Here is a 23,373-nt window from a genome sequence, read left to right on the forward strand (position 1 = left end):
GTGCCCACGGGGATGAACCGACCAGTTCTGCGCCTTTTTCAGATGGGTTTATGTGTTCCCCGTGCCCACGGGGATGAACCGCTGCAAGGATAGTGACGGAAGCTATGCCAGATGTGTTCCCCGTGCCCACGGGGATGAACCGCGAACGGCGTGACCTGCGGTGCATGCCAGACAGTGTTCCCCGTGCCCACGGGGATGAACCGATCATAGCCGAGGAGTTAGGCGTAACGATTGAGTGTTCCCCGTGCCCACGGGGATGAACCGGAATGGACTGATCTAAATAATACTTATAATCTGTGTTCCCCGTGCCCACGGGGATGAACCGGCCCTATCCGTATTCTCTTCATTAACTTCCAGGTGTTCCCCGTGCCCACGGGGATGAACCGCCTGAAATAGTATGGAGTGTTGAATAATGCCCGTGTTCCCCGTGCCCACGGGGATGAAACGGACTCATCAGGACAGCTTCTTGATATTGCGACGTGTTCCCCGTGCCCACGGGGATGAACCGAACAAATGAAGAATCGGTTTATCACTCATATAGTGTTCCCCGTGCCCACGGGGATGAACCGGAATTATAATTATGTCAGTTACAGGTGTTAAGGTGTTCCCCGTGCCCACGGGGATGAACCGCTAACCAAGTTAGAATTGGAACACGCTAACTAGTGTTCCCCGTGCCCACGGGGATGAACCGCTAACCAAGTTAGAATTGGAACACGCTAACTAGTGTTCCCCGTGCCCACGGGGATGAACCGGTGTGAGTGCACCATTCTGAATCAGTTCGTGAGTGTTCCCCGTGCCCACGGGGATGAACCGCTATTCAGAATGACGTGATCAAAATAGCAGAGGTGTTCCCCGTGCCCACGGGGATGAACCGCACTTATCCTCTGCTCTTATCGGCAGGTCTAGGTGTTCCCCGTGCCCACGGGGATGAGCCTTTGTATGCCAGCCTTACTGCAAGCCCTATATTTTTCACCTGTTCATTGCTATCGAGAAGTTTTTGGGTTACCGGGGATGTTTTAATAAAGGAAGTGTGGGGCAGGTGGATGTCATGTTGGTCTGACGAGAGGCAGGTTTTTAGTTATCCTGCTTTTCTCGCCATTCCGTAACGCTCGTTGTAGAGCCGCTCTATGCGAGAGAGCGCATTGTCAATTTTGCGGGAGTAATGTCTGTTGCAGGTTGAATAACTGAACGTGATACCTAAACGGTACTGCCCTGAATGCTTTTCACTGCCAGTGACTACCGCACAGATATTAGATTCAGTGATGTATTTGCCTTTAAAGTCGAGGGTGATTTTCTCTTTCGGTCTGAAGTTAATGGGGGATTCAACCGCCATGCCATACCGGTTTATGTCGATGCACTTCACATCAACCGCACTTTTTAGCCACTTACGAAAGCCGGAAGGGCGAATGGTTACTTGAAGGCAGGGCGCGGAGTGCCGCTCTTTTATCCGTCTATCCGGTTGATTATTTGAAGTTCCGTCTTTCATATATCTAAAGCTTCCGAGAATTATATTTATTTTTCGGTGCCAAATATTCTATCTCTAATTAGTGTGATTACTCAATAGTTGATTTTATCAGCAGAATTTTCAAACAGGTTCAAAGGCGAAGGTCTTTGGCTTTGCTTATGCTTTTGTGTTAATGGTTGCGCCCTTGCGTGAGTGCAGCGCTTCTGGTTTGGCTGAGTGGGCATTCAATAGCAGAGGGCTGCGACGATCATTAACGCGTCGTCTTTCTTTGCCTGCTAGCGGGGCTTGTTTTTTCCTTCGGTCAGGCATGCGGCGACGTTCACTCGCGCGCTCACGGCGAATCTGCTGCGTCGTTTCTGAGTGGTCTACGTGCCTGACATCTTTAGATGTGGCTGTGGTTGTCCGGTTTTTGTAGTCCGGCCGGTGATCAATCGGTAAAAATATCATTGCTCTGCGGTGCTCCTTTGTAACACGTTGTTCTCCATTTTTGTGCTTTCCTATGCAGTTTAGCGGCGTTTATGGCCAAAACTTTAGCGGCGCTGTGCAGATGCAACGCTGCTTTATGGCTGAAATTGTTTGTCAGGCGTATTTGGTAAACGCTACACTTAGTGCATTGATGGTCAGTTCATTATATTAATGCAGATGAACGCTTTTCTACATCTACCTCTCATTTTACGGAATCCATTTTGAAGCCTCTAGCGATTGAAACGTTGTACCGAGTTGCAAAGCCAGAAGATCTGCCGTTCAGGTCGACCAAAGCTCTTAAACCATTAACCGATATCGTCGGGCAGGAGCGTGCTCAGGAAGCCGTTCGTTTTGCCATGTCGATGCATGATAGCGGCTATAACGTATATGCGGTTGGTCGAAACGGGCTGGGTAAGCGAACCATGATGTTGCGGTACCTGAATCGACACGCGGGTGATGGCCAGCATACGTTTGACTGGTGTTATGTTGCCAATTTCGATGAACCCCGTGTGCCAAGAGTGTTAAAACTCCCGGCGGGTATTGGTCAGCAGCTTAAGAAAGATATTGAAAAGTTGATGGAAAGGCTGGTTAAAACGATCCCGGTAGCCTTTGATAACGATTCATACTTTGAGCGCTCTGAAAAACTGAAAAATGAGCTGGCCGAGAAGCAGGAGCAGATGCTGCAAAAGCTGGCCAAGCAAGCCAAACGGAAAAAGGTCAGTTTAACTATATCGACCCCGGGTGGGTATCGGTTGGCTGCGTTAAATGGTGAGAACCCTCACACATCAGACAGTTTTGCTGAGTTGTCGAAAGAAGAGCAGGCTTACTTTGAAGAAGTGATCGGTAAAATGGAGCTGAAGCTCAGGGGCACGCTTCGTAAACTGTCTAACTGGGAGCAAGATTACGCCGACAAGCAGGCCAAGCTGAACGAAGAGGTGACGCTGGGCGTATCGAGCCACTTGATTGACGCGCTGAAAGAGAAATACGAAGTGCACCAAATTGTGGTAGGGCATCTGTCTGCGCTGCAAAAAGACATTATTGATAATCTGGATATTTTTCTGGAAGACAGCGAAGAGCAGGCTGCTTTTGCGTATGCCGCGCTGGATAAGAAAATGCCCCGGCGCTATCAGGTTAATGTGCTGGTTCATCATAAGGACCGCTCTGCCCCCATTGTGGTGGAAGAGAGCCCCAATTATCACGCCTTGTTTGGTTATGTTGAAAATGTCACCTACAAAGGCACGGTCTTTACCGATTTCTCGCTGATTCGCCCCGGTAGCCTGCATAAAGCGAACGGTGGCTTTTTGTTGATGGATGCAAACAAGGTGCTTGAGCAGCCCTATGTATGGGATGGCTTAAAACGGGCACTGCGTGCGAAAGCGATGAATATTAGTTCGTTGGAACGGGAGGTCACCTTGTCGGGTACGATCTCCATTGAGCCAGAGCCGATCCCGATGGATTTAAAAATTATCCTGTTTGGAGATCGTGAAACGTTGCTGCTGCTCCAGCATTATGACCCTGAATTTAAGGAGCTGTTTAAGGTTACTGCTGACTTTGAGAATGAAATGCCTCGCACCGCGGAGACAGAACTTCAGTACGCTAAGTTTATTTCCAGCCTGGTTCACGATAAAGGCCTTTTGCACTGCGACCAGAAAGCGGTGGCGCGAATTATCGAATACAGCTCACGCCAAGCGGAAGACCAGAACAAGTTGTCGTTGCACGCGGCAGATATCGCTAACCTCCTCAGAGAGTCAAATTACTGGGCGCGTCAGGCCAATGCCAATATGATCCGCCTGGGGCATGTCGAAAAGGCGCTGGACAGTGAAGAGCACCGCAGCAGCCGAATCAAAGACAGTATGTTTGAGTCGATAGAGAATCGTACTACGCTGCTGGATACGTCGGGCTCTGTGGTTGGACAGATCAATGCCCTGTCTGTACTCTCGACAGGCGGGCATGAGTTCGGTATGCCAAACCGCATTACCGCCACCTGCCGTTATGGTGATGGCGATGTGATTGATATTGAGCGAGACGCCAAGCTGGGCGGCACCATTCACTCTAAAGGGGTGTTGATACTCTCGTCTTATCTGGCATCGGTGTTTGCCAAGCGCGAGCCAATGCACTTGTCGGCCAGTATTACCTTTGAGCAGTCATACGGTGAAGTCGATGGCGATAGTGCCTCACTGGCTGAACTCTGTGCGCTTATCTCTTCACTATCTGAGGTGCCGATTCGTCAGGATTTGGCAATGACCGGTTCGGTTAACCAGTTTGGTTTTGTTCAGCCGGTGGGTGGGCTAAATGAGAAGATAGAAGGCTTCCATAAAGCGTGCCAAATACATGGCTTTACCGGCACCCAAGGGGTCATCATTCCAACTACCAATGTTCACAATCTGATGCTGGGCAAAGAGGTGCTTAAGTCGATTAGAAAAGGTGACTTCCGTATTTATGCGGTGGCAACCATTGCAGAAGCATTGCTGCTACTGACCGGGCTACCCAGTGGAGAAGAGGATGCGGATGGCAACTTCCCCGGCGACTCTATTTACGGAAAAATCCAGACGTTGCTTGATGAACTGAGAGAAGAGGAAGAAGAGGATGAGGGTGAGCAGGGGTCAGAAAAGTCGTAAGATAGATTAGGAATAGATAGTACAGATTAGGAATAGATAAGGCGGAAGGTCAGGTTAATGCGTGGGCCAACCGCCTTTTTTGTTTTTGGAATCTGGTGCTGCCAGTTTTTCTGTGTCTCGCCAGACATGAGTAACAGGGCATTGTGGGGCAGGTTGAGCTTTATTGTTGAGTGCTTTCGGGCTATGTGCCGAAGTTGAAACTGTCGTGTTGCACCGAGCGAAAGTGATGCGATAACAGGGTTGTGACCTAACTCGGGTTCGTTGTCCTGGTGCCAGGAAACACTATCGTTTCCGTCACGGTAGTAGTTTGCCAGCACACTGTTGTATGGCTGTTGGGTGATGGCTTCAATTTTCTGTTTGATATACCGAAGCTCTTCTGTCCAGTTGATAGGGGGGAGTGATATACCCGAATAGCCATAGTGGCTATTATCGTCACCATACCAGGCTTGTAATCTTGGAATGGGTATCACTTTACCGGCTATTTTCATTTCATCTTGTGTCCACGCTAATGTTTCAGATAGGCGTGTAAAAAGCGTATCTGCTTCACTCGACGTAAATAACGGGTACCAGAGTGCGAGCTGTCCTTCTTCGATAGGCAGGTCGCGTTTATCTGCGGGTGCTTCAAGTAATGCATCATCAAATAACGAAGCGGTCATGCTTTATCCTAAACAAACTAAAATAATGGGCATTGAGGTCGGCGGGCTCTATTAACTAATCAAACCTATGAATCAATCGCCACCCCCATTCTATTGGCTCCCCATGTGCCGGGTTTAGCTTCAAATAAACCGGGTAGCCGGGTGCCGCATTGGTTGCAGCTCTGGTGTGCGTCGAGGTTCCACTCGCCCAACTGATACCAGTCGCGTTCAATCAGCCGTTGGCCACATGAATTGCAGTAAGTGCTGCTGCCTGCTGTATCGTGCACATTGCCTGTGTAAACATACCGCATTCCATTGCTCATGGCGATATCTCTTGCGCGGGTCAAGGTATGGGGCGGGGTAGGCGGTATGTCTCTCATTTTCCAGTCAGGGTGAAATGCAGAAAAATGCAATGGAATATCATGCCCCAGATTATCGACAATCCACTTCGACATTTTCTCGATCTCTTCTGAAGCATCGTTTTGATCAGGGATGAGCAAAGTCGTGATTTCAAACCAAACGTCGGTTTCGTGTTTCAGATAGAGCAGGGTGTCCAGCACATCTTTTAGGTGGCCGCCACAAAGCTTGTAGTAAAAGCCTTCAGTAAACCCTTTCAGGTCGATGTTGGCGGCATCCATATAGTTAAAGAATGCTTTACGGGGTTCCGGGCAGATATATCCGGCCGTCACAGCGATGTTTTTGATGTCGTGTTTTCGACACTCTTTGGCAACATCAATGGCATATTCCATGAAGATAACCGGGTCGTTATAGGTATAAGCGACGCTACGGCAGCCGGTTGCTGCTGCTTTGGCGGCGAGTGCGACAGGCATGGCGCTATCGGCAAGGGTGTCCATTTCGCGTGATTTGCTCATATCCCAGTTCTGACAGAATTTGCAGGCCAAATTGCAGCCAGCGGTGCCGAATGAGAGTACAGGGGTGCCAGGCAGGTAGTGGTTTAAGGGTTTCTTTTCAATGGGGTCGATACAGAAGCCGGAAGACCGGCCATAGGTATTGAGTACGATTTCGTGATTGACGCAACTGCGCACAAAACACAGGCCCTGCTGGCCCTCGTGCAGTTTGCATGCCCTGGGGCATACGTCGCACTGGGTTCGTCCATCATCCAGCGTGTGCCAGTACTGAGTTGGAAAGTTGGCTGGAGGTTGCATCTTTGAGTTCATAACCCTGCATCCTGTTATTGCACAAAGCACTCCCTGTCAGTAGCTCCTCATTTATAGTTTTGGGTCGTTTTGTAAATAATTCAAGAATTGCGGGTATTACGGGCTTTTACACTTGGCGCTGAGCGTTTATGCTAAGGCTATATTATTTCAGGAGTATCAGTCGGATATGCGTCTATTAGTCACGTTTTTTTCACTTGTATTTTATTTTTCGGTGACATCCGCTGTTGCTGATGTTGTTACCAATAGCAGCAGCGAGTCTGCCAGCAATAAGCCGATTGTGCTAAAAGGAATAAAAGCCCAGGGGAGTTTGCTGGTTGGTCAGGTTGACCCTGATGCTGACGTATTCCTGAACGATAAGCCGCTTAAAGTAGCTGACAATGGCGTGATTGTGTTTGGTTTTGGGCGTGACGCTGAGCTAAATCACAAGCTTACGGTTGTTTCAAAAAACGGTGAAAAACACATTGAGCCTGTTACGTTAGAAAAGCGGGACTATAAAGTTCAGCGCATTAACGGCATCTCAAAAAAGATCATGAACCCCAGTAAGAAAAATCAGCAACGCTCACGTGCTGAAGCGGCCTTGGTTAGAAAAGCCAGAGAAACTGACTCGACGCGACAAGACTTCCTGACGGGTTTTATACAACCGGTAAAAGGGCCAGTAACCGGCGTATATGGCAGTCAGCGTGTCTATAACGGGGTACCCAAACGCCCTCATTTTGGGGTTGATTATGCGGCCCCGGTAGGCACGCCTGTTATCGCACCCGCCTCTGGCGTCGTGACACTCGCCCATGATGATATGTTTTATTCAGGTGGCACGTTAATTGTCGATCATGGTTTTGGTGTGTCCTCCACCTTCATCCACTTAAGTAAAATTTTGGTAAAAGAGGGGCAGGAGATTAAACAGGGAGAGGTTATAGCAGAAGTTGGTAAAAGCGGCCGAGCTACAGGTGCTCACCTGGACTGGCGCATTAACTGGTATAAGCTCAGAATAGACCCTCAGCTGGTGATGAAAGCAATGCCTGATGAGGTCGTTTTTCAGTAGTTGAGGTTATTTGAGCGGTTAAGCGTGTTTACCGGCAGTTGAAGGGCGTCAGCCAAGATCGTTTACAGGTAGTTTAAGGCACAAAAACAATATTAATCAGGTTTACCCAATCACGATGGAGTCATAGGTAATGACGGATAGTCAGCAGGTAGTATATATTGTAGAAGATGATGAGGCGGTGAGAGACTCATTAGAGATGATGCTGGTTTCAATGGAGCACAAGGTAGAGACGTTTCCAACGGCCAATGCTTTTTTGGACAGTTACAGCGAGTCAATGGCAGGTTGTATCGTGCTGGATATTCGAATGCCTGGCATGGATGGAATGGAGTTGCAGAAAGAACTTAATAGCCGTAACTCTATCCTGCCGATTATATTCGTGACAGGCCACGGAGATGTGCCGATGGCTGTTGAGGCCATGCAGTTAGGGGCGATTGACTTTATACAAAAGCCGTATCGTGAGCAGGAACTGCTGGAAAAAATAAAAGCAGCACTAGAACTCGATGCAGAGCAGCGCGACTCGCTAAAAGAAAAGAAAGAGATTATCCGCCGGTTAGAAGAGCTGACACCTCGTGAAAAAGAAATTATGGATATGATGATTGAAGGGCACGCCAACAAGGTGATTGCGATTGATCTTGATATCAGCCAGCGAACAGTAGAAATTCACCGCTCACGAGTGATGCACAAAATGGGGACGCACTCACTGGCCCACTTGGTAAGAATGGTTTTAATGGTCAAAGAATAGAGGTTAGAGGTTAGAGGTTAGAGGTTAGAGGTTAGAGGTTAGAGGTTAGAGGTTTGCCCCTTTTGCAGGATATTTATTAAGGCTGTATAAATGGTTTTTTCTGAAGTGCGCGAACAGGTTTTACTGGTAGACGACAATCCGCAGAATTTGAAGATTCTGTACGACACGCTGGATGATCAGCACTATCGCCTATTACTGGCAAATAGTGGTGATAAAGCGCTGTCGATTGCCGAAAAATCGAAGCCGGATCTTATTCTATTGGATATTATGATGCCGGGTATGGATGGCTACGAAGTCTGTGAAACCCTTAAATCAAACCCATCCTTGAAGGATATTCCAGTGGTTTTTCTCTCGGCGCTGGATGATGTGGAGTCTAAGGTGAAAGGGTTTGAAAAGGGCGGCGTTGACTATATTGCCAAGCCCTTTCAGCCCAGAGAGGTCATATCACGGGTCGCAACACAAATAAGGCTACGCCGACTTGAGCAGGCGCTTAAAGAGAAAAACCGCGAACTCAGTGCCGATAATGTCGAGATGAAGAAAAAACTTGAGGCACAGCGCGAGCAGCTTGCCCACTTCTCTCGTTTGAGCACCATGGGCGAAATGGCCGCAGGGTTCGCCCATGAAGTCAATCAACCCTTAACAGCCATTACCAACTACTCCCGAGTAGCGCATCGGTTATTGGGTGATAACCCGGAAGATAATCAGGTCACCAATAAAGCGATGCTCGCCACGACGCTGAATAAACTTGAGGCCCAGTCGCACCGTGCCAGTGAAGTGATTCAGCGCATCCGCGGCTTTGTAAAGAAACCAAAATCAGGCAAGCAGGAGTTGAATGTAACGTCCTTGCTGACCGATGTAGTGCAATTTGCAGAGGTAGATGTCAGAAATAACCAAGGGCGTGTTACTTTGGAATTGCCTGATGCCTTGCCAAATGTTGAAGCCGATGAAATCCAGGTTCAGCAAGTGACGCTCAATCTCATTCGAAATGCGCTAGAAGCAAGCTTTATATGGCAGCAGGCGAACAACGCCTTTGATGAACCTGCGGTGGTAGAGGTCAGCGCTTATGCAGACACTCGAAACGTTTGGGTTGAAGTGAAAGATCATGGCTGTGGCCTGGCCGATGATGCAGAGCAAAAGCTATTCCACCCTTTCTATACCACCAAAGGAGAGGGGATGGGCATTGGGCTCAGCTTGTGTCAGTCTCTTATTCAGGCTCAAGGGGGCAAGATCGGGTTTAGGCGAAACCCAGACCGCGGCACTACGTTTTATTTCTCGCTTCCTATCGTTCATTGAAACTGAGTAGCTATTATCAGGAATAAAGTTCCTGTTAATAGCTGGGTTGCGACGCTTGCGTGTTGATTGGTGACTACAGCCTCGCAGAGTGAATGTTTATGCGGAATTAATTATAATGCGCGTTTACCACCCCTATCTAAAACGGATTTTAATTTGATGCTTCGTACACTTCTTTATCTCCTAATATGCTTATCTTTGATTTCCTGCGGTTCTGGAGGATCTAATGGCGGGTCATCAGCCGCATCCAAAAGTCTTGTTAATGTGAGCATTAAACTTAAAGGGTTAGAAGGTGAAGTCTCTGTTAAAAACATCACCAGACAGGAATCTTGGACGTTTAATGAAAACGGTACTGTCATGGTGCCGACTGGGGTTATGCAAGGGGATGAGTTTCAAGTCACACATGCACCAGACTTACAGAATTGCTTATTCTCAGGGAAGTATTCTTCAATCATCGTTGATGCTGCATCGACAATAGAGCTTTCATGTGAAAACCACCTATTCTTTAGAGTTATTCAGAAAGTAAGTGAGACTGGATACCGTACGTCATTATGGGTTTCTGATGGAACCGAGCTGAAACAAATAAATGGCTATTCTGGTGACATTAATATTTCTCGCAAAAATTACCATCAAATAAATGGTTTCGCATATTTCCCTTTGTATCCCAGCGGATTACTCAAAACAGACGGTTCTCAAGAGGGAGGGCAAAAGCTAACCTTTCCAAACATCAATTTTATTTCGTGGTTGGGGCAAATAGATGGGCTCTCAAAAGAGCTACTGTTCTTGAAGGCAGAAGATGATAATGAAGATGAGCATATTTACGTATTCGATGTTGGCACTGAATCTATACGCAAAATTGCATTTTCAGAGGGTTTTGATACTTCATATTTCTCTGCCAATATTAATGAGTCATTGACTAGCCATTCCTTTCAAAATGATTTTTTAACAATCAACGAGCGCTATAAATTCCCTGAGATTACAGACTCTAATAACATAGTGAAGTTGGCGACCAAGTACTTAGCTTATTATGCCAGTGATGGAGGGTATTCAAATCTTACCGTTGTGAGCAAAGATCAGTCTATCCCTAATAATAACGTACAGTGGCCGATTGCAATGGGTGATGTAAAAGATATAGCTTTTGCGACTGGAACGGGCGACTCTGTATTAGTTTCTTTTACCGAAGAGTTTGATGGAACGGACTGTTTAAAAATAGGTAGATTGACTGAGCAAGAAGAATGGCAGCTGGTTCGAGATGAGTGCAATAGTGCGGATGGTTTCAGTTACCAGATAAAAAAGGTTTCTCCGAAGGGAGCTATTGCTGTTCGTAAGGGCAATGGAGTTTCCGATATTGGTATATTTAATGCTGATACACTTGAATATACCAACATAGTACCTTCCAGTCTTATTGAGGGAAGTATCTATGAAATGAGTTATTATGATGATGGCTTTTTAATTAGTATTGGCGCTAAGGTTGAAACTGGTAATGCCCCTTTCTCTGCCAAATTACAGCATACCATTTACTTTTATAGCTATGACTCTGGGCAGCTTAGTGTAATCGCTGAGGGTAAACCTGCTAATTATACGCTGTTTGTTCCTTACCCATTAGATTCAATGTTTTGGCTTCAGCAAGACCAAGATGCCAGTATACTGAATTTAAAATTCTTTGTGCTTCCAACAGAAGAGACTGGATGGGAGCTTTGGGTAACTGATGGAACAAAACTAAATACGAAAGCCCTTGACGATATAAAACCTGGACCTAAAAGTGGTGTGCAGTTTTTACATCAACCCTACGAAGGTGACTAGATAATACGCTTCCGCTTTTGGTAGGCCATACCTTCTGTTGTAAAAATGACAAGCGCGCCCCAAATGCACCCAAAGGTGATGAGCTGAGGCGGGCCAAAAGGTTCGTTGTAAATTAATACTGCTAGCAAGAACGTGAGGCTGGGGGCGACATATTGCACTAGCCCTAAGGTGGTCAGGCTCAGGCGGTTTGTGGCTGCTGCAAAAAAGATGAGTGGTAAAGAGGTGACTAACCCGGCGGCGATTAACAGCAGGTCGATGGTGCCACTTAGGTGCAGAAAGGCCAGCTGATCCTTTGCTGAAAGCCATAGCAGATAGGCCATTGCAAAAGGCAATAATAGCAGTGTCTCGATGGTGAGCCCAATTACCGGGTTGACACTGACTTTCTTTCGAAGCAGGCCGTAAAAGCCAAAACTAAACGCGAGTGTTAGTGCCACAATGGGCAGAGAACCGACCAAGGCGATCTGGTTAATGACACCCAAGCAGGCCACACTAATGGCAATCCACTGAATAGGGCGCAGCCGCTCTCCCAGAAATATCATGGCTAATAGCACACTGATTAACGGGTTAATGTAATAACCGAGACTGGTTTCGACGATTCGACCTACACTGACAGCCCAGATAAACACCAACCAGTTTATTGAAATTAATGAAGCCGAGAAAAACAGGCGCAAAATGGTTTGCCGGTTTCTAACAACCGCTTTCAAAGAGTCCCACTGTTTGTTATACGTCACCAGCAATAGAAGAAAAATAACCGACCAAATGACCCTGTGAGCCAGCACTTCAGTTGGCGTGACTGTCGAAACCGCTTTGAAGTAGATAGGGGCGAGCCCCCAAAGACCAAATGCCCCGAGAGCATAGAAAACGCCTTGGCGTGATTGAAGCTCACTGTTCATGTTTGGTTACCTGAGCGGTATACAGGTAGCGCTCCTTAAATTCATTTGATCGACTCAGTAGCCATCTGGAGAGAATCGATATAACAATCAGCGAAAAAGCGATACGTAGCCACAAAGCACCGGATATATGGGCGCCCAGTAGCATCACCAGTAATGTGTCTTCAATAATGCTGTGACAAAGTGCCAGCAACGCCATAGAGGAAAACACATCCTGTTTAGCGATGTGGCCGGCTTTAGCTTCTTTTATCAGTAGCCCTCCGCCAAACGATAGGCCAAGTGTAATGCCTACCATCGTAATGGTTGTGGCTTCTTTGCCAATTTTGAGTAGTGATAACAGCGGCGATAATAGCCAGTTAATTAACCGTTCGAAACCGATGATTCGTAGTATCTTTAGTGTCGTTAATAGCACGCAAATGATCGCGAATACTGCGATAAGCCCTTGAACTTGTTCCAGTGCCCATTGCATTACGGACGTTGGCTCAGGGCTCGCGGCACCTAAACTATCCGGCTGCCAGATAAGGTTGTTGGGCTGCTGCAACCAGTCACCTGCTGTATAAAGTACATGAAGTAAGTAGCCGTAGAGCAGTGCCCCGCCGATTCTAAGTATTAACGTGATGGACAGTCGAATGCCTGCTTTTTGTGCAATTCGAGCTTCAACAGGGAGGCCATGTGCCATCAGCATCATCCCGCTGAGCACGGTCACCTGAGCCACTGTTAACTGCTGCTCCATACCTTGAGTGATAAATACCAGCATTCCGGTATAGATGTTTGTTAGTAGTGTGGTCGCCCAAACGATGCCCGCTGATTCGGGCAGGCCAACACAGCTCATTACAGGGGCTAGCAGCTGGCCCAATAGCGTGATGCCCCCAAGCTCTTCCAGCAATTTGATGGCTATGAGGGTGGGAATCATGATCTTGAAAAGCGTCGTTGAAACCTCAATGATTTCACTAACTAGCTCTCGCAAAATCGTTACTGCGTTATGTTTATTCATTTGGGGGTTATTTCTTTGGGTGGCCGTGTTTAGCAGGTGATCATGTTCTGCCATTGTAACGTGCAGTGAGCAGAACGATTGGATTATAAAAGCGTTTTGAAAAATATGTTATAAACTAAACAGAGCGCTATATGAAGTGAATTTTTTGAGTTGTACAGGCTTAGTGCTGTTAACGTTGAATGAAAGTATCCAAAATAATAATAGTTTTTATTAGCCATTTTGAATAACTAAGTCGTTTTGAATGATTAAGTCGCTTTGAACGATTAAGCTGCTTTGAATAATAGTGTAAGAATTAATGATTAAATTTGCCTCCATTTTACTGCTCTGTTGTATGTCGTTTAGTGTAAAAAGCCTCGATCTGCCCAAGGCTGATCGTGTGTTGGTTAAAAAGTCTGAGCGCAAGCTGATGCTGCTTAAAGATGGCGAAGCCTTTCGGCACTATGATATTGCGTTGGGTGAGAATCCACTCGGGCATAAGCAGTTTGAGGGTGATGAAAAGACGCCCGAGGGCAGCTATATTCTCGATTGGCGTAATCAGAATAGTAAATTCTATCGATCAATTCATATCTCATATCCTAATGAACAAGATCAGCAGTTTGCGTTAGCGCAAGGGCGTGATCCGGGCGGCATGATCATGATTCATGGCAGGCCGAATAAGAGCCGTGACCCGGTTAGCGCATGGGTTTTGGATAAAATGGACTGGACTGACGGCTGTATTGCGGTAAAGAACGAAGAGATGGATGAGATATGGGCGGCGATAGATAACGGCACGCCAATCGACATACATCCTTAATAAGCTTGGCAGAGAAAAGTCTGGCAGCGTCTGCAATGTTGTGCAAAGGGCTCAATTCAAAATCCCATTCATAAAAATGTCACATCTTAATAACAATCTATTCTAATAATCGCGCCTCATTTCAGGAGTAGCACTAGCGGACAGCTCTGGGGCGACTATACTGAAATTATCATTATTCAATGATCCTCGGTTAAACGCACTGCTTAATTCCCCACAAAGAGGGAGCGGCAAGCGGAATCAAATATATGCGTCTTCGATAAGCACAAGCGGGCTCATAGCCCTGTGCTGGCATGGTTGATGGCGTTATTCGTACACGGAAGCAGGAACCGCTTTTGTTGATCGATATTTATTCTATTTTCCTTTATTTGAGTAGTATGCGGGGGATGTATGTTTAAGAATATTTCGATAGCTGCTTTATTCGGGTTGATGTCTGTAAGCGTTGCGAATGCAGCACTTATTTCACCGACTGGGTCTATTAGTGGGCTGGATTTACGCTGGGGGATGTCAGAGTCGGAAACTCTGCAAACCTACGACGAAGCGCAAGGCGTTTATGTTAACGATGGTGAAGTGTTGGTTGACTACCTGTTGGGGGACAACTTGTTTTATGGTGTGCCTCGTATAAAAGCCACCCACTCGCAAAGCGGGCTAACTTTGTCAGAAGGGCGCTACAACTCTCATCTATTGCACTTTGACCCGGTAGGCATCGCCAAGGGCAAAATCAAAGGGTTAAGCATCTCATTCAGCGAAGATATTGTTGCTATTATTCTTGGGGACCGTTATCTAAACCTGTCAGATGGACTGTTTGGTGACCCCACAACGCGTTATCAAACTGATAAATCCAGAAGACTTGAGTCCCATGACATGTTTACGTTGAAAGACTCAACAACACTGGTACTGAATCGCTTGAGGGTTGGCAAGTACTGGATAGACGAAGCACGCGTGATTACCCGCATAGTGCCCGAACCCAGCTCTATAGCGCTGTTTGGTTTGGGTCTATTGGGTGTGGTGGGTTTTTCGCTTTCGCGTTCAGGCGGCGGAAATAAAAAAGCAGACCCTGAAGGTCTGCAGTAAGGGCTTGAAAGGCCTGAAACAGATATTGGTAGTGACCATATTTAGTGGGCATTCGGGTTGTGCTAAAGCAGTGTAACTTTGCCTTTTAAGTGAGGCTTCGTTAGCCCTTTGTCCAACAACTGGAAGTCGATCACGTCATTGTTTTGCTGCCAGTTAAATTTTACCGTTCCCGGCAGATATACCGGGAGTTTAAAGTCTACATCCACCTTGAAAGGGCGTTCTCCCAAGGTGTCCGAAAGGGCTGCAATACAGCGGTTTTTTGACCACATGCCATGTATGATGGCGTGATTAAAACCAAACAGTTTAGCCGACCATGAGTAGAGGTGAATCAGGTTAAAATCGTTTGATACTTTTGCATACTGACGCCCAAGCTTGGCTGATAACTTCCAGGTTTCGTTATTCTGATAACTGGGGAGTGCCGTGCGGTTCTTTTTCTGTTTGGCCGGTTTTTTCTCAACCCGGCTAAGGAATGTTGATGTTTCCTCCCAGGCGACTTTCCCGGCGGCTGATACCTTGCTGACAATATCAAACTTAATACCCAGCTCTGTGTGATGGCTATTTGAAAGCGTACACTCAATATCAAATAGCTCATTTATATTGAGTGGTCGGTGTTGTGTGATGCTGTTTTTATAGTGAACAAGCCCAAGTAATGGCAGCGGGAAGCGTTTATCTGTTAGCAACTTCATGTGCAGCGGGAACGCCATAATGTGAGGGAAGGCCGCTGGAAGATGAGCCTTAGACTCAAATCCGCATACCCGGCTATATCGTCTCAATAAGGCAGTTTCAGGCTTAATGCCCTTCAAGTCCACTGACAACTCTGGAATTTTGATTTCGCCCGATGCTTTTTTGGGCCACGCTGCACGAGATAATAGGCCAAAAATATTAGGGCTTTCCGATAGGTGAATAGTGCTGGTATGGCTCATAATCTGACCTGGTATTTTGCCGCTGAGTGTATAAACCTTATTGAGTGATGTGTACAAACACTCATTAAGTGTAGTGCAATCATTTAGGGTGATAATTGGCAGTGCACACAAACCGGTTTTGGCGCAGCGGCCAATTTTGCTGTTGACTGCTCAGGTGAAAACTACAAGAAAGTGGAGAATTTGGGTGTGGGCAGGTATGCTATCGACTCTTGGTTCGGTGGTATTTTGAGCCATAGTCTATCGGTCTTGAAGTAAGAAAACGAAAAACAGGTTTATTGCTTTATCGATTTGTTTTAAGGGATTGACCAGTATTCAAGTGAGTTGAGCGTGTATGAGTGAGATGAGAGATGCAGGGGTATTAATCAGGCTGGCTGTTCAGGCAATGGTAAAAGCGGGAATCGATTTACCGTTACTGTTTAGTAAGCTGGGAATTGATGAGTCGTATCTTCAAACGGCCCATTTGCGAACCCCTCATGAGGCCCAGCCCCTGTTCTGGGGGCTTCTGGAAGAGCAGACAGGGGATCCGGACATCGGGTTACACCTCGGACAACATCTACCGGTATTCAAAGGCCAGGTCATTGAGTATCTTTTTTTGAGTAGCCCGACCTTTGGCGATGGACTACGGCGTGCCCTTAACTATCAGCGATTAATTAGTGATGCTGCCGATTCAAATTTGATCGTTGAAGGCGATACCTGCTTTATACAAGTCGTAACCGCCACCGGTGGCACCAGAAAGATACGTCACTTTAATGAGTGCTTTGCCCAAGGGATGATCGCATTTTTTAAATCAATTACCGACGATGCGTTTGAACCCGAGTGCATTGAATTCGAGCATGAAGAACCGCTCAATGTTGATGAGGTTAGGCGTGTATTTGGCTGCGATGTTAAATTTGGCTGCACTGAGAACCGGCTCTACTTTAATACCAGCATGCTTGATAGGCGGTCACCCCACGCGGAGCCCGAACTGCTTGAACTGCACGAACAGTTTGCCAGTGAGCAGGTTGCCCGAATTGAAAAAGAAGATGTGGTTGTCCAGGTTAATAAAATTATTGCCGAACTGCTTGATTCAGGGGAAGTGACGCTGGAGTCAGTAGCGGAGCGGATGGAAATAAAACCTCGCAGCTTGCGCACTAAACTCTCTGATATTGATACCAACTTCAACCAGATATTGGCTGACTACCGCTATAAACTGGCGAGACATTTATTAGCCAAAACCAGTGAGACTATAGATGAAATTGTCTATCTCACCGGGTTCTCGGAGCCCAGTACGTTTTATCGCGCTTTTAAACGCTGGTCTGGCATGACACCTATAGAGTACAGAAAGAGTAAACTATAGTCGGCGTGAAGTCCGCAAAGCATAACAGCGGAATGTCATTTACTTAAGCTTTTTAGGGTGGCCACACATTTTGCCAAGTCTTGTACGAGGGAGCCCCGCGCCCGATTCTATGTTCGGCAGAAAACCAGAAGATACTAATAGGACTGCCATCTTACTACCTCCGGGGCGCCCTCTTACTTCTTAGTGGCCACAGGTTTTGCCAAGTCTTGTACGAGGGAGCCCCGCGCCCGATTTTAAGTTCGGCAGAAAACCAGAAGATATTAGCAGGACAGCCATCGTATAACGTCATTCATTTAATTTCTCAAGTAAGTGCCATTCACATAAGAGCCTATAACCACGGCCACGAAGACCCTCAACGAATGACCGCCCTTGTAGCCTGATGCAGCGAAGCAGAATCAGGGGTTAGGTTCGTACCTGATCATAGGTAATTAGTCTAATAAAGGGTGTTTTGTCGACAATATATAGGTTTTTAGTTTGACGAAATGCATAATCTTCACTATATTGTCGACACTTTAAGCAACTTAATGGTGTAGCTGTCTATGAGTTTTTTCACGGAACAACCTGTTACATCAGCAGATAAAACCTTTTTTCAGCTGCGAAAAGATATTGTCGAAGGCGATATTCAGGCGGGTTCAAAGCTCAGCGAAACCGAATTGTCGACAAAGTATGCTGTCAGCCGCTCTGTTATCCGCGAAGCAATTAATCGTTTGGTCTCATGTCATATTGTTGAGCGTAAAGCCAATGTCGGGGCGCGCGTAGTGTCGTTGACCGCAGAAGGTATTGTCGATCTCTATCAGATCAGGGAGTCTCTAGAGGGGATGGCCGCGCGTCTTGCGGCAAAGAATATGACTGATCACGAAATAGCGGATCTGAACACTCTATTGAACTCCCATTTTCAAGACGTCAAAAACGGCGAATCCTATTATCAGGAAGCGGGCGATGTTGATTTTCACTACCGCATTATTTTAGGCAGCAAGAACAACCACCTTATCTCAATGTTATTCGACGGACTTTATCACCTGGTTCGCATGTATCGCGTTCAACTCGGCATGGCGGGCCCCAGAGTCTCTGATGCGTTTGATGAGCACAAACATATCGTGCAAGCGATATCGAACCGGGACGAAGAGCTGGCAGAAATACTGATGCGTCGGCATATTCAGTACTCGCGAAATAGCATTGAACAAAAACTTGTTAAGCATTTGTAGGTCAAAGGCCATAGGAGAGAATGATCATGAGCGCAGGCAAAAAATTTCGTCAGGCATTAGCTGATAATAAACCGCTTCAAATTGTGGGGACGATTAACGCGTACTCGGCGATGATGGCCAAGCAGATCGGCCACAAAGCGATCTACTTGTCTGGGGGCGGTGTGGCAAATGCGTCCTATGGCCTTCCTGACTTGGGGATGACCTCGTTAAACGATGTGATTGTTGATGTTCAGCGCATCACCGCCGCTTGTGATCTGCCATTGTTGGTAGATATCGATACCGGGTGGGGAGGCGCGTTTAATATCGCAAAAACGATCCGTGATATGGAAAAGGCGGGTGCCGCTGCTGTGCATATTGAAGATCAGGTCGCGCAAAAGCGTTGTGGTCATCGTCCAAATAAAGAAATTGTTTCGGTGGAAGAGATGGTCGACCGCATCAAAGCAGCCGTTGACGCACGAACCGACCCTGACTTTTTTATCATGGCGCGAACTGACGCGTTTGCACAGGAAGGTTTGGATGCCGCCATAGCGCGTGCTAAGGCTTATGTCGCTGCTGGCGCTGACGGTATTTTTGCGGAAGCAGTAAAAACTGAAGAGCACTATCGAGCGTTTTCTGACGCGTTGGATGTGCCAATATTGGCTAATATTACTGAATTTGGCCAAACCGAATTATGGAATAAAGAGCAGTTAGGCGAGTGGGGCGCCAGCATGGTGCTTTATCCTCTCAGTGCTTTTCGAGCGATGAATAAAGCGGCGGAGAGGGTGTATCAATCTATTCTTGAAAAGGGTGATCAGAAGGCCGTTGTCGATACCATGCAAACCCGAATGGACTTATATGATTATTTGGGTTATCACGATTATGAACAGAAGCTCGATAAGTTGTTTAGTGAAGGCAAGAACAAGTAGGCAACTCAGGCAGCGAGTTAAGCCTGAGGTTTAACGAATTGCAGATATAAAATTAAAATAAGGGGACGATCATGACAGGTAAAAAACTGACAGGCGCTGGTCTAAGAGGCCAGAGTGCAGGCGAAACCAAACTGTGCACAGTGGGTAAATCAGGTTCTGGTTTAACGTACTGTGGTTACGACATCGCTGACTTAACAGAACACGCGACCTTCGAAGAGGTGGCATACCTGCTATTCAATGGTGAGCTGCCGACCGTTGATCAGTTGGCCGCTTACAAAACTGAACTGAAGACAATGCGCGATTTACCGCAATCATTGAAAGAGGTTCTACAGCACATCCCGGCTGAAACTCACCCAATGGATGTCATGCGTACAGGTTGTTCGTTTCTAGGTAACCTTGAACCCGAAGTTGATTTTTCGGAGCAAAACAGAGCGGCTAACCGTCTTTTAGCGGCGTTCCCGGCGATCATGTGTTACTGGTATCGATACAGCCACGACGGTGTTGAGATTGACTGTAACAGCGACGAAGATTCATTGGGCGGTCACTTCTTAAGGTTGCTTCATGGTAAGGCGCCATCTGAGCAGCATCGCCGTGTCATGGACGTATCGCTGATTCTTTATGCAGAACACGAGTTTAATGCTTCTACTTTTACCGCTCGTGTCTGCGCCTCAACACTGTCAGACATGTTCTCATGCGTGACTGGCGCTATAGGTACGCTTCGTGGCCCTTTACATGGCGGTGCGAACGAAGCAGCAATGGATATGATTCAGAAGTTCAAGTCGCCCGCTGACGCCAAAGAGCAAATGGCTGGCATGTTAGCGCGCAAGGAAAAAATCATGGGATTCGGCCACGCTATTTATAGCGAGTCAGACCCACGTAACGTGATTATCAAAGCCTGGTCAGAAAAACTGGCGCAAGAGTTTGGTGATAGCTCGCTTTACGATATTTCGGTTGCCTGCGAAGAGTTTATGTGGGAGACCAAGAAGCTATTTTGTAACGCTGACTTTTTCCATGCATCGGCTTATCACTTTATGGGAATCCCCACTAAGTTGTTTACGCCTATCTTCGTATGCTCGCGTGTAACGGGGTGGTCTGCCCATGTTATGGAACAGCGCTCGAATAACCGGATTATTCGCCCAAGTGCCGACTATATCGGGTCAGAGCCTAGAAAAGTGAAGCCTATTAGCGAACGATAAGCATTAATCGAGAGTTTTGCACGACTACTGCGCTTACAAATACATCGTTAAAAAATGGCTCAAAATGCTCATTTATTACATATAAACTGCGCTTTTTCGTCTTTTTTTGCCTTGTCTTTGATTCGCTCATAACATCGTGCAAAGCTCTCTAATCGAGAGTTTTGGATTTAGTTATGAATACAACATACCGCAAACCGTTGCCCGGTAGCGATTTAGATTTTTTTGATACCCGCGAAGCGGTTGAAGCGATCAAGCCTGGGTCATATGCAACGTTGCCTTATACATCACGTGTATTGGCAGAACAACTGGTTCGTCGATGCGAGCCAGAAGCGCTAACCGACTCTTTAACTCAAATAATTGAGCGTAAACGTGATCTGGACTTTCCCTGGTATCCGGCACGGGTCGTGTGCCACGATATTTTGGGGCAGACTGCACTGGTTGATTTGGCAGGCTTACGTGATGCGATTGCCGAGCAGGGAGGAGATCCATCAAAAGTAAACCCGGTAGTGCCAACCCAGTTGATTGTTGACCACTCTTTGGCCGTCGAACATGGAGGCTTTGAGGCTGACGCCTTTGAAAAGAACCGGGCCATTGAAGATCGCCGCAATGAAGATCGCTTTCATTTTATTGAGTGGACGAAAACAGCATTTGAGAATGTTGATGTGATTCCTGCCGGTAACGGCATTATGCACCAGATCAACCTTGAGAAGATGTCCCCGGTGATTCAGGCGCGTGATGGCGTTGCATTCCCTGATACCTGCGTTGGAACCGATAGTCATACCCCGCATGTTGATGCACTGGGGGTGATTGCGATTGGGGTCGGTGGTCTGGAGGCCGAAACGGTGATGTTAGGCCGTCCATCCATGATGCGCCTACCCGATATCATCGGGGTAAAACTGACCGGTAAGCGTCAACCGGGCATCACGGCTACTGATATTGTTTTAGCCATCACCGAGTTCTTGCGTAACGAGAAAGTTGTATCGTCTTATCTGGAGTTTTTTGGCGAAGGCGCGGCAGATCTCACATTGGGTGATCGTGCGACCATTTCCAATATGACGCCAGAATTTGGTGCATCGGCCGGTATGTTCTATATCGATGAACAGACGATTGATTACCTGAAGCTGACCGGTCGCGACCCGGAGCAAGTTAAACTGGTAGAAACTTACGCTAAAGAAACAGGTCTTTGGGCGGATGACCTTAAAGAAGCGGAATATGAGCGAGTGCTTACATTTGACCTCTCAACAGTGTGCCGCAATATGGCCGGCCCTTCGAACCCTCATCGCCGTTTACCAACTACCGACCTTGAAGCAAGAGGGATAGCTGGAGAGTGGCAAGAGAAAGCAGGTGAAATGCCCGATGGCGCGGTGATTATCGCTGCGATTACCAGCTGCACCAACACCAGTAACCCTCGCAATGTGGTTGCTGCTGGCTTGGTGGCGCGTAAAGCCAATGAGCTTGGGTTGATTCGAAAGCCTTGGGTGAAATCTTCTTTTGCACCGGGTTCAAAAGTGGCCAAGCTCTATCTGGAAGAGGCCGGGCTGCTGCCTGAAATGGAAAAACTGGGTTTTGGTATTGTGGCGTATGCCTGCACGACCTGTAACGGCATGAGTGGCGCGTTAGACCCTAAAATACAGCAAGAAATTATTGACCGTGATCTCTATGCCACGGCGGTACTTTCAGGCAACCGTAACTTTGATGGCCGCATCCACCCCTATGCGAAGCAGGCATTTTTGGCATCGCCACCGCTTGTGGTTGCGTATGCGATTGCGGGCACCATCCGCTTTGATATTGAAAAAGATGCGTTGGGAACCGATAAAGACGGCAACCCGATTACGTTAAAAGATATCTGGCCCAGTGATGATGAGATTGATGCAATTGTCGCCAAGTTTGTAAAACCTGAGCAGTTCAACCAAGTCTACATTCCGATGTTTGATATGGATAAGGTCGATAAGGCTGAAAGCCCTCTCTATGATTGGCGACCTCAGAGTACCTATATCCGCCGACCTCCTTACTGGGAAGGGGCGCTGGCTGGCGAACGCACCATGAAAGGTATGCGACCATTGGCGGTATTGGGTGACAATATCACCACCGATCACCTTTCACCCTCTAACGCGATTATGCTTGAGAGTGCTGCGGGTGCTTACTTGCATAAAATGGGGCTGCCCGAAGAAGACTTTAACTCTTACGCGACACACCGGGGTGATCACCTGACGGCACAGCGCGCAACGTTTGCTAACCCCAAACTGTTGAACGAAATGTGTCGTGATGAAAATGGCGAGATTAAGCAAGGCTCCTTGGCACGTATTGAGCCGGAAGGACAAGAAAGCCGCATGTGGGAGGCGATTGAAACCTATATGGATCGTAAGCAGCCGCTCATTATTGTAGCGGGTGCCGATTATGGCCAGGGTTCGTCTCGTGATTGGGCTGCTAAAGGGGTTCGTTTAGCCGGTGTCGAAGCGATTGTCGCGGAAGGCTTTGAGCGTATTCACCGAACCAACCTTGTAGGTATGGGGGTTATGCCGCTTGAGTTTAAAGCAGGAGATAACCGCAACACCTATGGCATAGATGGTACGGAAACATTTGATGTATTGGGTGAGCCAACGCCTCGTGCCACGCTGACATTAGTGATCAATCGTAAAAATGGTGAACGTGTAGAAGTGCCTGTAACATGCCGTCTTGATACTGCCGAAGAGGTATCGGTTTATCAGGCGGGTGGTGTGCTACAGCGATTTGCGCAGGACTTTTTAGAGTCGTCAGAGGCAAACTAACACGTACTAAGAGGGGGCTGCTTGTCATCAATACCGACAAGTGGATCCCCGCATTTG

At 47.2% G+C, this 23,373-nt stretch carries 19 protein-coding genes and 1 CRISPR repeat array (1 of these 20 only partly in view); of the genes, 12 read left to right on the forward strand and 7 right to left on the reverse strand.

Going from position 1 to position 23,373, the window contains the following annotated elements; translation table 11 throughout:
- Window positions 1-935: direct repeats of the CRISPR family, unit length 29 nt; unit sequence GTGTTCCCCGTGCCCACGGGGATGAACCG; it begins 10,020 nt to the left of the window's first position.
- 143 nt (window positions 936-1,078) lie between these two features.
- Both MY523_RS03770 and MY523_RS03775 read right to left on the reverse strand, forming a co-directional pair.
- On the reverse strand, window positions 1,079-1,486 hold the full coding sequence (locus MY523_RS03770) for a hypothetical protein (RefSeq protein WP_250657473.1): 408 nt from the start codon (window positions 1,484-1,486) through the stop codon (window positions 1,079-1,081).
- Between the two features lie 135 nt (window positions 1,487-1,621).
- Window positions 1,622-1,912: a hypothetical protein gene (locus MY523_RS03775; protein WP_250657474.1), complete on the reverse strand. Its 291-nt coding sequence runs from the start codon at window positions 1,910-1,912 to the stop codon at window positions 1,622-1,624.
- Between the two features lie 239 nt (window positions 1,913-2,151).
- On the opposite strand from MY523_RS03775, the gene MY523_RS03780 reads away from it, so the two are divergent.
- Window positions 2,152-4,548: a Lon protease family protein gene (locus MY523_RS03780; RefSeq protein ID WP_250657475.1), complete on the forward strand. Its 2,397-nt coding sequence runs from the start codon at window positions 2,152-2,154 to the stop codon at window positions 4,546-4,548.
- Window positions 4,549-4,574: 26 nt separating this feature from the next.
- On the opposite strand, the gene MY523_RS03785 is transcribed toward MY523_RS03780, so the two are convergent.
- Together MY523_RS03785 and amrS are read right to left on the reverse strand one after the other, a co-directional pair.
- Entirely contained in the window at window positions 4,575-5,204 is a 630-nt protein-coding gene (locus MY523_RS03785) for an alpha-ketoglutarate-dependent dioxygenase AlkB family protein (RefSeq protein WP_250657476.1), read from the reverse strand.
- Between the two features lie 65 nt (window positions 5,205-5,269).
- Window positions 5,270-6,361, reverse strand: coding sequence for an AmmeMemoRadiSam system radical SAM enzyme (gene amrS / locus MY523_RS03790; protein WP_250657477.1), 1,092 nt, complete (start codon window positions 6,359-6,361; stop codon window positions 5,270-5,272).
- Between the two features lie 166 nt (window positions 6,362-6,527).
- Here amrS and MY523_RS03795 point away from each other — a divergent pair, with 166 nt between their 5' ends.
- The 4 genes from MY523_RS03795 (at window position 6,528) to MY523_RS03810 (ending at window position 11,235) form a co-directional block, all read left to right on the forward strand.
- Window positions 6,528-7,400 (forward strand): M23 family metallopeptidase, encoded by an 873-nt coding sequence (locus tag MY523_RS03795; RefSeq protein WP_250657478.1) that lies wholly within the window; start codon window positions 6,528-6,530, stop codon window positions 7,398-7,400.
- 130 nt (window positions 7,401-7,530) lie between these two features.
- Window positions 7,531-8,142 (forward strand): response regulator transcription factor, encoded by a 612-nt coding sequence (locus tag MY523_RS03800; RefSeq protein WP_250657479.1) that lies wholly within the window; start codon window positions 7,531-7,533, stop codon window positions 8,140-8,142.
- A 90-nt stretch (window positions 8,143-8,232) separates the two neighbouring features.
- Entirely contained in the window at window positions 8,233-9,435 is a 1,203-nt protein-coding gene (locus MY523_RS03805; RefSeq protein ID WP_250657480.1) for a hybrid sensor histidine kinase/response regulator, read from the forward strand.
- Window positions 9,436-9,696: 261 nt separating this feature from the next.
- Window positions 9,697-11,235 (forward strand): hypothetical protein, encoded by a 1,539-nt coding sequence (locus tag MY523_RS03810; RefSeq protein WP_250657481.1) that lies wholly within the window; start codon window positions 9,697-9,699, stop codon window positions 11,233-11,235.
- Here the strand turns inward: MY523_RS03810 and rarD are convergent.
- The gene (gene rarD, locus MY523_RS03815; RefSeq protein WP_250657482.1) at window positions 11,232-12,128 is read right to left on the reverse strand and encodes an EamA family transporter RarD; all 897 of its coding nucleotides are present in this window, start codon (window positions 12,126-12,128) and stop codon (window positions 11,232-11,234) included. The two genes, MY523_RS03810 and rarD, sit on opposite strands and share 4 nt — an antisense overlap.
- Window positions 12,118-13,119 carry a hypothetical protein gene (locus tag MY523_RS03820; protein WP_250657483.1) on the reverse strand — a complete coding sequence of 334 codons (1,002 nt, stop codon included), beginning with the start codon at window positions 13,117-13,119 and terminating at the stop codon, window positions 12,118-12,120. The genes rarD and MY523_RS03820 overlap by 11 nt, the downstream gene beginning before the upstream one ends.
- Before the next feature lie 295 nt (window positions 13,120-13,414).
- Between MY523_RS03820 and MY523_RS03825 the strand changes: the two genes are divergently transcribed.
- Window positions 13,415-13,912 (forward strand): L,D-transpeptidase family protein, encoded by a 498-nt coding sequence (locus tag MY523_RS03825; RefSeq protein WP_250657484.1) that lies wholly within the window; start codon window positions 13,415-13,417, stop codon window positions 13,910-13,912.
- A 387-nt stretch (window positions 13,913-14,299) separates the two neighbouring features.
- Entirely contained in the window at window positions 14,300-14,983 is a 684-nt protein-coding gene (locus tag MY523_RS03830) for a PEP-CTERM sorting domain-containing protein (protein ID WP_250657485.1), read from the forward strand.
- 62 nt (window positions 14,984-15,045) lie between these two features.
- Here MY523_RS03830 and MY523_RS03835 read toward each other — a convergent pair whose 3' ends face one another.
- The gene (locus MY523_RS03835) at window positions 15,046-15,906 is read right to left on the reverse strand and encodes a MaoC/PaaZ C-terminal domain-containing protein (protein WP_250657486.1); all 861 of its coding nucleotides are present in this window, start codon (window positions 15,904-15,906) and stop codon (window positions 15,046-15,048) included.
- A 331-nt stretch (window positions 15,907-16,237) separates the two neighbouring features.
- Here MY523_RS03835 and MY523_RS03840 point away from each other — a divergent pair, with 331 nt between their 5' ends.
- The 5 genes from MY523_RS03840 (at window position 16,238) to acnD (ending at window position 23,316) form a co-directional block, all read left to right on the forward strand.
- Window positions 16,238-17,242, forward strand: a complete 1,005-nt coding sequence (locus tag MY523_RS03840; RefSeq protein ID WP_250657487.1) for an AraC family transcriptional regulator — start codon at window positions 16,238-16,240, stop codon at window positions 17,240-17,242.
- 539 nt (window positions 17,243-17,781) lie between these two features.
- A complete protein-coding gene (locus tag MY523_RS03845; RefSeq protein WP_250657488.1) occupies window positions 17,782-18,447 on the forward strand; it encodes a GntR family transcriptional regulator in 666 nt (221 codons plus the stop codon).
- Window positions 18,448-18,473: 26 nt separating this feature from the next.
- A complete protein-coding gene (gene prpB, locus MY523_RS03850) occupies window positions 18,474-19,352 on the forward strand; it encodes a methylisocitrate lyase (RefSeq protein ID WP_250657489.1) in 879 nt (292 codons plus the stop codon).
- Window positions 19,353-19,423: 71 nt separating this feature from the next.
- Window positions 19,424-20,548: a bifunctional 2-methylcitrate synthase/citrate synthase gene (prpC, locus tag MY523_RS03855; RefSeq protein ID WP_250657490.1), complete on the forward strand. Its 1,125-nt coding sequence runs from the start codon at window positions 19,424-19,426 to the stop codon at window positions 20,546-20,548.
- 173 nt (window positions 20,549-20,721) lie between these two features.
- The gene (gene acnD / locus MY523_RS03860) at window positions 20,722-23,316 is read left to right on the forward strand and encodes a Fe/S-dependent 2-methylisocitrate dehydratase AcnD (protein ID WP_250657491.1); all 2,595 of its coding nucleotides are present in this window, start codon (window positions 20,722-20,724) and stop codon (window positions 23,314-23,316) included.
- The last annotated feature ends 57 nt before the right edge of the window (window positions 23,317-23,373 follow it).

Source organism: Alkalimarinus coralli, from assembly GCF_023650515.1.
Taxonomy (GTDB): Bacteria; Pseudomonadota; Gammaproteobacteria; order Pseudomonadales; family Oleiphilaceae; genus Alkalimarinus; species Alkalimarinus coralli.